This is a genomic window from Mycobacterium sp. D16Q13, assembly GCF_002013375.1.
Classification (GTDB): domain Bacteria; phylum Actinomycetota; class Actinomycetes; order Mycobacteriales; family Mycobacteriaceae; genus Mycobacterium.
The window spans coordinates 72,382-83,004 of sequence record NZ_MAEW01000002.1 but is presented as its reverse complement, the minus strand read 5'-3'; the positions used below and the strand labels follow the sequence as shown (position 1 = coordinate 83,004).

13 protein-coding genes and 1 pseudogene are annotated in these 10,623 nt (G+C 64.7%); 7 read left to right on the top strand and 7 right to left on the bottom strand.

The features are described 5' to 3' along the window. The 7 genes and pseudogenes from B4400_RS02620 to B4400_RS02590 all read right to left on the bottom strand — a co-directional run. Positions 1 to 190, bottom strand: a pseudogene (locus B4400_RS02620) (hypothetical protein); the annotation flags it as partial. A 45-nt stretch (positions 191 to 235) separates the two neighbouring features. Beyond that, positions 236 to 853, bottom strand: a complete 618-nt coding sequence (locus tag B4400_RS02615) for a dTDP-4-dehydrorhamnose 3,5-epimerase family protein (RefSeq protein WP_078308575.1) — start codon at positions 851 to 853, stop codon at positions 236 to 238. A 1-nt stretch (position 854) separates the two neighbouring features. Further along, positions 855 to 1,850, bottom strand: a complete 996-nt coding sequence (gene rfbB / locus B4400_RS02610) for a dTDP-glucose 4,6-dehydratase (RefSeq protein WP_078308576.1) — start codon at positions 1,848 to 1,850, stop codon at positions 855 to 857. A gap of 20 nt (positions 1,851 to 1,870) precedes the next feature. Beyond that, positions 1,871 to 2,695 (bottom strand): LLM class F420-dependent oxidoreductase, encoded by an 825-nt coding sequence (locus B4400_RS02605; protein ID WP_078308577.1) that lies wholly within the window; start codon positions 2,693 to 2,695, stop codon positions 1,871 to 1,873. Positions 2,696 to 2,724: 29 nt separating this feature from the next. Next, complete coding sequence (locus tag B4400_RS02600; protein ID WP_078308578.1) at positions 2,725 to 4,236, bottom strand: flotillin family protein; 1,512 nt, start codon at positions 4,234 to 4,236, stop codon at positions 2,725 to 2,727. Positions 4,237 to 4,297: 61 nt separating this feature from the next. Further along, positions 4,298 to 4,810 carry an NfeD family protein gene (locus B4400_RS02595; protein WP_078308579.1) on the bottom strand — a complete coding sequence of 171 codons (513 nt, stop codon included), beginning with the start codon at positions 4,808 to 4,810 and terminating at the stop codon, positions 4,298 to 4,300. 72 nt (positions 4,811 to 4,882) lie between these two features. Then, on the bottom strand, positions 4,883 to 5,974 hold the full coding sequence (locus B4400_RS02590) for a SecDF P1 head subdomain-containing protein (protein WP_139359949.1): 1,092 nt from the start codon (positions 5,972 to 5,974) through the stop codon (positions 4,883 to 4,885). 93 nt (positions 5,975 to 6,067) lie between these two features. On the opposite strand from B4400_RS02590, the gene B4400_RS02585 reads away from it, so the two are divergent. The 7 genes from B4400_RS02585 to B4400_RS02555 all read left to right on the top strand — a co-directional run bounded on the left by B4400_RS02585 (position 6,068) and on the right by B4400_RS02555 (position 10,623). Beyond that, positions 6,068 to 7,351, top strand: coding sequence for an FAD-dependent oxidoreductase (locus B4400_RS02585; RefSeq protein ID WP_078308976.1), 1,284 nt, complete (start codon positions 6,068 to 6,070; stop codon positions 7,349 to 7,351). Positions 7,352 to 7,556: 205 nt separating this feature from the next. Beyond that, positions 7,557 to 7,778 carry a translation initiation factor IF-1 gene (gene infA, locus B4400_RS02580; RefSeq protein ID WP_003418601.1) on the top strand — a complete coding sequence of 74 codons (222 nt, stop codon included), beginning with the start codon at positions 7,557 to 7,559 and terminating at the stop codon, positions 7,776 to 7,778. Positions 7,779 to 7,806: 28 nt separating this feature from the next. Beyond that, on the top strand, positions 7,807 to 7,920 hold the full coding sequence (rpmJ, locus tag B4400_RS02575; protein ID WP_003886927.1) for a 50S ribosomal protein L36: 114 nt from the start codon (positions 7,807 to 7,809) through the stop codon (positions 7,918 to 7,920). A 155-nt stretch (positions 7,921 to 8,075) separates the two neighbouring features. Then, the gene (gene rpsM, locus B4400_RS02570; RefSeq protein WP_030096736.1) at positions 8,076 to 8,450 is read left to right on the top strand and encodes a 30S ribosomal protein S13; all 375 of its coding nucleotides are present in this window, start codon (positions 8,076 to 8,078) and stop codon (positions 8,448 to 8,450) included. A gap of 4 nt (positions 8,451 to 8,454) precedes the next feature. Next, positions 8,455 to 8,871 carry a 30S ribosomal protein S11 gene (gene rpsK / locus B4400_RS02565; RefSeq protein WP_078308581.1) on the top strand — a complete coding sequence of 139 codons (417 nt, stop codon included), beginning with the start codon at positions 8,455 to 8,457 and terminating at the stop codon, positions 8,869 to 8,871. 16 nt (positions 8,872 to 8,887) lie between these two features. Continuing rightward, positions 8,888 to 9,493: a 30S ribosomal protein S4 gene (rpsD, locus tag B4400_RS02560; RefSeq protein ID WP_078288360.1), complete on the top strand. Its 606-nt coding sequence runs from the start codon at positions 8,888 to 8,890 to the stop codon at positions 9,491 to 9,493. A 77-nt stretch (positions 9,494 to 9,570) separates the two neighbouring features. Then, positions 9,571 to 10,623: a DNA-directed RNA polymerase subunit alpha gene (locus B4400_RS02555; protein ID WP_030096739.1), complete on the top strand. Its 1,053-nt coding sequence runs from the start codon at positions 9,571 to 9,573 to the stop codon at positions 10,621 to 10,623.

Below are 10,623 nucleotides of genomic sequence, written 5' to 3'. Positions count from 1 at the left end.
TTTGGATACCGCGCCAGCGGGGTGGGGATCCGGCCCGGCCCCCGGGGGCCCCAGCGGGGGGAACGGGTGGATATCCGCCCGCCGGTGGCGGCCCGACCGGTGGGTACCCGGGGCCCGTTGGCGTCGGGTACTGCGGGTACTCCGGCGGCCCGGGATCCGAGGGCGGCGGCCCGGAAGGCGGTTGCGTCATGTAGGGACTTTAGCAAACACGCGGTGGCGTGGATAGATTCGTCGATCAGTGAGAGAGGCTCTCTAGGAAGGCCTCAACCTCGCTGGCGACCGGGAGTAGGCCCGAGTCTCTGGCATCGATTAATGATGGTGCGGCACTGTCTTTTTCGGAGACAACCAGTGACAACTCGGTGCCGTCGGGGCGGCTGGTCGGCCATGCGATCCCGACAGTGGGATCCAGCGGATTGACGCCGTGCTCACGGCCCGGGGCGTATCCGGCGGAGCACAGGTAGACCACCGTCGAGTCGTCCTCGAGTGCCAGGAACCCGTGGCCCACCCCTTCCGGCACATATACGGCGCGGCGGTCCTGGGGGTCGAGAAGTACTGCGTCCCAGGCGCCGAACGTCGGTGACCCCACGCGGATGTCGACCACGACGTCATACACGGACCCCGTCAGGCAGGCGACGTACTTGGCTTGTCCCGGCGGCACGTCGGCGAAGTGTATTCCGCGTAGTGACCCGGCCGCCGATACCGAGCAGTTGGCTTGTTGCAGGTCGAACGGGTGGCCTATGGCCTCGGCAAGCGCTGCGCCCTTGAACAATTCGAGGAACACGCCCCGGCTGTCGTGATGCTGCACCGGGGTGATCTCGAAGGCGCCGGGTACCGATAGTTCACGGATCTTCACGTCACTGCCCCCTCGCGGCGTATTGCGATTCCACGGCATCTTTGATGGGACGCCACCAATCCGCGTTGTCCCGATACCACTCGATGGTGGCGGCCAGCCCGCCGGTGAAATCGCCATGTGTTGGCTTCCAGCCCAATTCATCACGCAGCGGTGTCGGATCGATGGCATAACGCAGGTCATGGCCGGCGCGATCGGTGACGTGGTCGAAATCGTCCGGCGACTTGCCCATGAGTTCGAGAATGGTGCGCAGCACCGACAGGTTGTCTCGTTCTCCGTCTGCTCCAATGAGATACGTACGTCCGATGGCGCCCGCCTCGATGATGCGCCATACCGCGCTGTTGTGGTCGTCGACGTGAATCCAGTCCCGAACATTGGCGCCGGCACCGTAGAGGCGTGGCCTGCGATCCGTGAGGATGTTGGTGATTTGTCGCGGAATGAACTTCTCCACATGCTGATACGGCCCGTAGTTGTTGGAGCAGTTGGAGATCGTCGCGCGGATGCCGAACGATCTCATCCAGGCGCGCACCAGCAGATCCGCCGAGGCCTTGGTCGCCGAGTACGGGCTCGACGGGTTGTACGGGGTGGTCTCGGTGAACCGATTCGGGTCATCGAGTTCGAGGTCGCCGAACACCTCGTCGGTGGAGATGTGGTGCAGCCGCACGTCGTGGCGCCGCACCGCCTCCAGTAGGGTGTAGGTGCCAATGATGTTGCTGCGCAAGAATGGTGATGGGTCGGCGAGCGAGTTGTCGTTGTGCGTTTCCGCGGCAAAATGCACCACGACGTCATTGTCGGCGACCAGCCGTTCCACCGTCTCGGCGTCACAGATATCGCCCTGTACCAGCTCGACCGAGGCGGCGACCGGGGCCAGCGATTCGCGAGTGCCTGCGTAGGTCAGTGCGTCGAGGACCGTCACCGAGACGTCGGGGCGCTCCCGGACGGTCGCATGTACGAAGTTGGCTCCGATGAAACCGGCGCCGCCGGTCACCAAAATTCGCATGCACTCACCCTAGTAGGGGATTACCGAAGCGTGTCCGCCAACGAGGTCAACGTGTCGACCAACCCCTTGTCACCCAGAACTTGGATGAGCACCTGGTCTGCGCCGGCGTCAAGGTGTTCGTGCAAACGCGCGGCGATTTCTTCGGCGGTTCCGTGCGCCACCACGGCGTCGATGAATGTGTCACTTCCCGGCGACGTGACGTCCTCGTCGCTGAAACCGAGTCTCTTCCAGTTGTTTACGTAGTTACTCAGCTGGAGATAGAAATCCACGGTGCGCCGGCCGATTGCCCGTGCGCTCTCCGGGTCGGTACTGAGCACCACCTTGTGCTCGGGAACGAGCAGGGCGTCCGGACCGATGATCGCTCGAGCCTCTCGGGTGTGCTCTGGTGTCGTCAGGTAGGGGTGCGCGCCCGCGGTCCGGTCCGCGGACAGCTTCAGCACCTTGGGTCCGAGTGCGGCCAGCGCCCGGCGGTCCCTCGGCACGCCCGCGGCATCCAGCCCGTCCAGGTATTCGACAAGGGCGTCGTACGGTTTGTGGTACTCGGCCGATGCTTCGGGATGCCCGGCGCCCACGCCGAGCAGGAACCGCCCGGGGTAACTCGCTTCGATGCGATGGAAAGCGGCGGCTATCTCCTCGACGGGCGAGGTCCAGATGTTCACGATGCCGCTCGCGACCGTGAGATTCTCGGTCGCTTCGAGCAGCGGCTCTACGTACGCAAGATCTGAGGTGAACACGCCCCCGATCCATACCGAGCCGTAGCCGAGATCCTCGATGGCCTTCGCCTGCTCCGGTGTGACCGGACCGCCGTTCCAAATTCCATACCGGTTGAGGTTCGATTCGCCCATGTCGCGTCCCAACTTCGCAGGAGGTGTCGCTATTCCTCCACCCATCCTTCCGGATGCGCCGCGGGCGCGGGGGCAGGGGACGCGGATTCCTTGACCTGCTGGGTGCGGTTCAGGAGGTCGGCCACATCGATGCCCGAAATCTTGAGGCTCTCAATCACTTTCGCCACTGCCTGCGGGCTTACTCCTAAAAGGGTGCCCAACGCGTCCTGGGTATCGCCGGAGCCGCCGATGATGGACAGCCTTTCAATCTCGCCGATCGGTTTTGATGCGGCCTCGGTTGCCTGCACCACCGATGCCAGGATGTCCGGCAGTGTGAGCAGTCGGGCTGCCTCCGGCGTGTAGGCATTGAGTGCCGCGGCGACTTCCTTCTTACCGTCGGCCTCGGCCAGCAGCTTGGCCTTGATGCCATCCGCCTCGGCGATCAGCTTGGCCTTGGTGCCGTCGGCGGCAGCCTGCTGCTCGATCCGGAAGGCGTCCGCGGCTGCCTTGCGGGCGTCGGCTTCTGCCGAACCCTTCTGCCGCTCGGCCTCGGCATCGGCCTGCGCCTTCAGGATCGCGGCCTGTCGGCTGCCCTCCGCGATCGCGATGTCGGCCTGGCGACGTGCCTCGGCCGGGGCTATGACGTCGGCCTGCAACGCGGCCTGGGCCTGCTCGGTACGACGTTGCTCCACCTCGGTGCGGGCCTGCATGCGCGCGGCCTCCGCCTGCTCGCGGGCGATACCCACGTCCTTTTCGGCCCGGGCCTGGGCCAACGGGCCCGCCTGGTCTGCCTGGGCGTTCTCGGCTTCGGTCTGCGCGCGCAGGCGGGCCAGTTCCACGTCGCGCTTCTGGTTGGCGGAGGCGATCGCGGTATCGGCCTCGGCCTGCGCGATGGAGCCGGCCTGCCGGGCTTGAGCCGACTGAATCTGTGCGTCCCGCTCGGCCTGAGCAGTGCCGACCGTCGCGTCGCGGCGCACTTCGGCGATGCGACGCTGGCCGAGAGACTCCAGGTATCCATTGCGGTCGGAGATGCCCGCGATCTTGAGGACATCGACCTCCATGCCGATGCGGGCGAGATCGCCGCCGGCCTCCTCGACGACGCTGCGCGCCAGAGAGTCGCGATTGGAGTTCAGGTCCTCGACGGTCATCGTGGCGGTGATGCCGCGCAGGCTGCCTGCCAGGATCTCGTTGATCTGACGCTGCAATTCGCTGAGATCCGCGGTGAGGAAGCGCTGGACGGCGGTCTGCACCGCCTCGTCGTTCGATCCGATGCGCACCAGCCCTACGGCCTCAACGTTGACCGGAACACCGTTGTTGGACAACGCATTCTGCAGATTGATGTTCACGTTGAACGGTTCAAGCGACATGATGTCCACCCGTTCGATGCCGGGCATCTTGAAACGGGCACCACCGCGCACCACCTTCGGCTGGCCGCGCCCGGTGAACACCGCGACCTCGTTCGGTGGCACCTTGATGTAGTTGCGTACGTAGACCAGCGGCAGCGCCACGAAGATGACCAGCGCCGCGATGGCGATGGTGACGATGATGAGAAGCGAACTCATGCGGGTTTCCTTTGTGGTGTGAACTCGTGATGTGAACTAACGGTGTGACGTGGAGGGGTCATCAGAGACGTGCCTCGGGAACGCTGACCACGTGCAGGTATTCGGAGTCAACGTCGGCGATGTAGACGGCGGCGTTCTTGGCCAGCCCCTCGGGCTCATCGGTGATCGCCCGTGAACGCACCCGGTTGCCGTCCGCGTCGGTGAACGCGATCTCCCCCCAGCCGCCGCCCGGGGGCACCTTCAGGGTCACCGTGCCGAGTCGTCCGACATAGGACGCGCGCCCCGAGTGCGAGTTCGCCTGCTGGCGTCGCAGATACGTCAAGAAAAGTTGCAGGATCGACACCAGCGCAACAGCGCACACGCCGGCGATGATTGCTGTCGGCAGCACTGAGATGCCCAGGGCCGAGCCGACGAATCCGCCGGCGCCCGCACCCGTCAGTGCGGCAGAAACCGAGGTCAGGCTCAGAAATGGCATCCCATCGCCGTGGCCGATATCGGTGAGCAGCAGCGCCGAGAGCACCGCTATCCCGCCGACCGCAAAGGCCGCGAGGTACCCGATCGTCAGACCGTCCACTCGCCCCCCTCCCCGTTGCCGACGCCGATGTTCGCCACTACCGACATAGGTACCACGAATCGGTCCTGCTGGCTACGTGCTCACGTGGTCAGGAGCGCGCCGCGCTAGGTAGATCATCGCCGCGATCACGATTGCGGTGATGCCAACGCCCAGCCCAACGATCGCCACCCGCAACACTTTGGACATCGTTGTCGCCCCGAGGATTCCCTCTGACGACGACGTGAAAATCAAGGGCACTGGCAGCGGGCCGGAACCGAGGATCTCGGCGAGCTCGCGTGCGGATTGCTGTGTGAAGTGTCCGGTGATCTCGACTGTGCCCCCGACGATTGGTTCACGAATCGCCGGTGCACTGATGACCTGTGTATCCACGATGAACGCTGTCTGCGTGCCCTGCTGCCAATGGCGGCTGGTGAAGTCGGCCCACACCTGTGCGGCTTTCGGGGTGAATTCCATGCTGACCACGTACACGCCGCGCTGTTCGTCGAGCCCCCAGGATGCCTTCGCGATATCGGCACCGCTGAGAATCGACTGGTCGAGCAGGTATGCCGCGGCCCCGCCAACGCTGTCAGTACCGCAGGTGATGAGGGGAAGGTTGGGATCGTCGCTACCCGCTAGTGGATCCGGGTCATGGCAGCGTGTGGCCTGAACCTGCAGCGCGAGCAGCTGCATGCGGGGGTCTGTGGTCTGGCGGATCTGCTTCTCGAACTCGATGGCAGAAGGGTCGGCGGGTTTCGGCGGGAGGGGTGAGGTTTGCGGCTGGGCCGGCACCATCTGCACCACCGGCCGGATGTAGAGGCGGCCGGTCTTGATCACGCTGCCCAGGGCAGCTGGCGTCACGTCACGGCCCGGAACGGTGACGACGACATCCCTGCCTTGGACCGCAACGGTCGCCCCGTGACCTCTGAGTCGTTCCCTGACCACATTTGCGGTTTCCGCCACCATGGCCGCTGGCGGAGCTGCTCCGTCCGAAGTCTGAGCGGTAAAGGTCAGGCGGGTGCCTTCGCGGGAGTTGTGCCAGACATCCCTGGTGAGGAAGACGGCCAGACCGTAGCCGAGGACGAATACCAGCAGCAGCGGCACCACCAGCAGACGCACAACAGTCGACGGTCCATCGTTGGGCCTAATGGCCTCTGGATGGCCGAACTGCGGTTGCGGCATCGTCATCTGGCATCCCCCTCAGCCGGTATGTGATGGCCCCAATATATGGACCCAAATCTCGATGGGCGCCTGATTGGCCACGCGCGGTACCGTCATGGGGTGCCTCACCTAGCGGCAGTATCCGCGGACGCGCGTCGGGACATCACCGATGATGCCGTGGTGATCGTCGGCGGCGGTCCTGTCGGGTTGCTCGCTGCCACCTTGTTGGCGCGCCAGGGAATTCGCGTGGTTGTGCTGGAGGCCGCGGGTTCGAAAGAACGTCAGCGGCACCGGAACTGCGCGACCTTCGTCGGGCACTCGACGTTACGGCGATATGACCGGGTGGCACCCGAACTGGGTGCGCGGCTACGCCAGTCGGCGCTCGCGGTCCATGGCGTCCAAACCTTCTATCAGGGCCGTCCGGTATTCGTCATGTCCTCGTACGCTCCGTCGCGAATTCCTGGTCCGTGGAACCCCGCGGCATGGGGAATGAGCTTGTCGCAGCGCACCATTGAGGAAGAGACACTTGCTGAGGCATTGAATCTGGGCGTGGAGTACCACTGCGGGGTCGCCGTCACCGACATCAGTACCGACCACACCGGCGCACGGCTCACCCTCGCCAGCGGAGACCGGCTGCGCGCGAGCTACGTCATCGCCGCCGACGGCTCCAAGTCGGCCATTCGCCAGGCGCTGGGCATCGGTATGTCGGCGCGACCGCCGTCGCCGCCGTCTGTGGTGATCGACGTCGAACCGCATCCGGACGGTGTCACGGTGGATCTGCCCGTGCAGATCCAATATCACCATCCCGATCTCGGCGGGCGTCACGCGATTCGCCTGCCGTACCCGGACGGTCTGCGCCTCGATGTTCAGTTCCTGTCCAACGACGCGGAGACACCGACGACCGAGCAGGTGCGTTCGTGGGTGACGGCGCTCACCGGTGATGCCTGGTATGCGGATCACATCAGGTCGGTCGAGGTGCATCAGACCGTTCAGGGAGTAGCTGCCAGCTACACCGACGTGAATCGCCGGGTGCTGCTCGCGGGTGAGGCCGCCCATCAGTTCGCCCCCTTGGGCGGCCGCAGCCTCAACTCGGGTGTGTCCGACGCGGTCGCGGCCGCGGAGGCCATCGCGGAGGCGCTGGGCGAGTCCAGCGATCTCGCCGCGGCCTGGTTGGCGATCAACAGGAGCGCTCGGGAGCGGCGCCGGTCGGGAGTGCGTAACCGGATGCTGTCCGTGCGGGCGCAGCGAGTTCTGGACGGTTCGGACGTATCGATGCGGGCCAGACGCACGATGGCGGCCAAATCCGCGCCTCATATCTGGATCGCGGGTGCCTGGCTGACAGCGGGTCTGGTGCGACCCACGGCGATTCCGCATATCAGCAGGTCGGGAGTCACCTGGTCCTGAGGTGGGCGGGGCAGTGGCCGCCCCCTTCGCCGGTTTGGTTTGGGGGCGTTACGCGGGTATCCTTGACCAACGGTGCGGCTTACGTGCCGACTATCTGCGTGCCCAGTCCTGGACTTTCCTGTTACCGGCTCACGTTCGAGGGTCGGTAAAGTTTGCCGTGTCATGCCGGCGACAGCCGGGGCAGGCAATCAGAATCGCGGAGGATATGGCTAAGAAAGACGGAGCCATCGAGGTCGAGGGTCGGGTGGTCGAACCCCTGCCCAATGCGATGTTTCGCATTGAGCTGGAGAACGGACACAAGGTGCTCGCCCACATCAGCGGCAAGATGCGGCAGCACTACATCCGCATCCTGCCCGAGGACAGAGTGGTGGTGGAGTTGTCTCCCTACGACCTGTCCCGCGGTCGGATCGTTTACCGGTACAAGTAACTACAACCGCAAGACAGGATCGAAGAACGTGAAGGTCAACCCGAGCGTCAAGCCGATCTGCGACAAGTGCCGCGTTATTCGCCGGCACGGGCGGGTCATGGTGATCTGCCAGGACCCTCGCCACAAGCAGAGGCAGGGCTAAGCCGTCAGGCCAAGCCCACACATAACTGAATGATGACCTCCCAGAACCACTGACCGGGTACGCCGGACAGACACCCCCGGAACGGAGGCCGGGGCCCCAACCTAGAGGGGGCGGACTGGGAACAGACCTTCGTTGAATGAAAGAGGAACTGCCGCATGGCACGTCTCGTAGGCGTTGACCTACCGCGCGATAAGCGTATGGAAATCGCGCTCACCTATATCTATGGCATTGGCCGGACCCGCTCCAAGGAGATCCTGGCCGCCACGGGCATCAGCCCCGAACAGCGCAGCAAGGATCTGACCGATGATCAGGTGACTCAGCTGCGTGAATACATCGAAGCCTCTCTCAAGGTGGAGGGTGACCTGCGCCGCGAGGTGCAGGCCGACATCCGCCGCAAGATTGAGATCGGCTGCTACCAGGGCCTGCGCCACCGTCGTGGCCTGCCGGTGCGCGGTCAGCGGACCAAGACCAATGCGCGTACCCGCAAGGGGCCGAAGCGCACCATCGCAGGCAAGAAGAAGGCCAGGTAAAACCATGCCACCAGCAAAGAAGGGCGCTGCGGGCCCCAAGAAGGCGCAGAAGACCCGTCGCCGGGAAAAGAAGAACATCCCGCTCGGCGCCGCTCATATCAAGAGCACGTTCAACAACACGATCGTCTCGATCACCGACCCGCAGGGCAACGTGATCGCCTGGGCGTCGTCCGGTCACGTCGGCTTCAAGGGCTCGCGCAAGTCGACCCCGTTCGCCGCGCAGCTGGCTGCCGAGAACGCGGCTCGCAAGGCTCAGGAACACGGCGTCAAGAAGGTCGACGTGTTCGTCAAGGGTCCCGGCTCCGGCCGTGAGACCGCCATCCGTTCGCTGCAGGCCGCGGGCCTCGAAGTGGGCGCGATTTCCGATGTCACTCCACAGCCGCACAACGGTTGCCGTCCGCCCAAGCGGCGCCGGGTCTAAGGGAGGTTTGAACTAAATGGCTCGTTATACCGGACCCGTCACTCGCAAGTCCCGTCGTCTGGGCGTCGACCTCGTCGGTGGCTCCAGCGCGTACGAGAAGCGTCCTTACCCTCCCGGCCAGCACGGCCGCGCGCGGGTCAAGGAGAGCGAATACCGCACGCAGCTGCAGGAGAAGCAGAAAGCTCGCTTCACCTACGGCGTCATGGAGAAGCAGTTCCGTCGCTACTACGCCGAGGCCAACCGGCACTCCGGCAAGACCGGTGAGCAGCTGCTGCAGATCCTGGAGACCCGTCTCGACAACGTCGTGTACCGGGCCGGCCTGGCCCGTACCCGCCGGATGGCCCGCCAGCTGGTGTCGCACGGTCACTTCACGGTCAACAACGTGAAGGTCGATGTGCCCAGCTACCGGGTGTCGCAGTACGACATCATCGACGTCAAGGAAAAGTCGCTGAACACCTTGCCGTTCGAGGTCGCACGCGAGACCGCAGGCGACCGGCCCATCCCGGGCTGGCTGCAGGTTGTTGGCGAGCGCCAGCGCATTCTGGTGCACCAGCTCCCCGAGCGTTCGCAGATCGATGTGCCGCTCACCGAGCAGCTGATCGTCGAGTTCTACTCGAAGTAAGAAGTCGGGCCGCCTATCCGGGCTGCCCTCACTGACCGGCATCAAATAGCGGGTGCCGAGAAGGAGATAGAAGAAGAATGCTGATTTCTCAGCGACCCACCCTGTCCGAGGAGACGCTGGCCGAGAACCGGTCGCGCTTCGTCATCGAGCCCCTGGAGCCGGGATTCGGCTACACCCTGGGCAACTCGCTGCGGCGCACCCTGCTGTCGTCCATCCCGGGCGCGGCGGTCACCAGCATCCGGATCGACGGTGTGCTGCACGAGTTCACCACCGTTCCCGGGGTGAAGGAAGACGTCACCGACATCATCCTGAACCTCAAGAGCCTCGTGGTGTCTTCGGAAGAGGATGAGCCCGTCACCATGTACCTGCGCAAGCAGGGACCGGGCGCCGTCACCGCCGGTGACATCGTGCCGCCTGCCGGCGTGACCGTGCACAACCCCGATATGCACATCGCGACCCTGAACGACAAGGGCAAGCTGGAGATCGAGCTCGTCGTCGAGCGCGGTCGCGGTTACGTCCCGGCCGTGCAGAACAAGGCCTCGGGTGCTGAGATCGGCCGTATCCCCGTCGATTCCATCTACTCGCCGGTGCTCAAGGTGACGTACAACGTCGACGCCACCCGCGTCGAGCAGCGCACCGACTTCGACAAACTAGTGCTGGACGTGGAGACCAAGAACTCGATCACCCCGCGTGACGCGCTGGCCTCGGCAGGCAAGACGCTGGTTGAGCTGTTCGGCCTGGCACGTGAACTCAACGTCGAAGCCGAGGGCATCGAGATCGGGCCGTCGCCGGCCGAGGCAGACCACATTGCCTCGTTCGCGCTGCCCATCGAGGACCTGGACCTGACCGTCCGGTCGTACAACTGCCTCAAGCGCGAGGGTGTGCACACCGTCGGCGAGCTGGTTGCCCGCACCGAGTCGGATCTGCTGGACATCCGCAACTTCGGCCAGAAGTCCATCGACGAGGTGAAGATCAAGCTGCATCAGCTCGGCCTGTCGCTCAAGGACAGCCCGACCAGCTTCGATCCGTCCGAGGTCGCCGGATACGACGTTGCCACCGGCACGTGGTCGGACACCGGTTCGTACGACTTCGATGGCGATCAGGACTTCGCCGAAACCGAACAGCTCTAA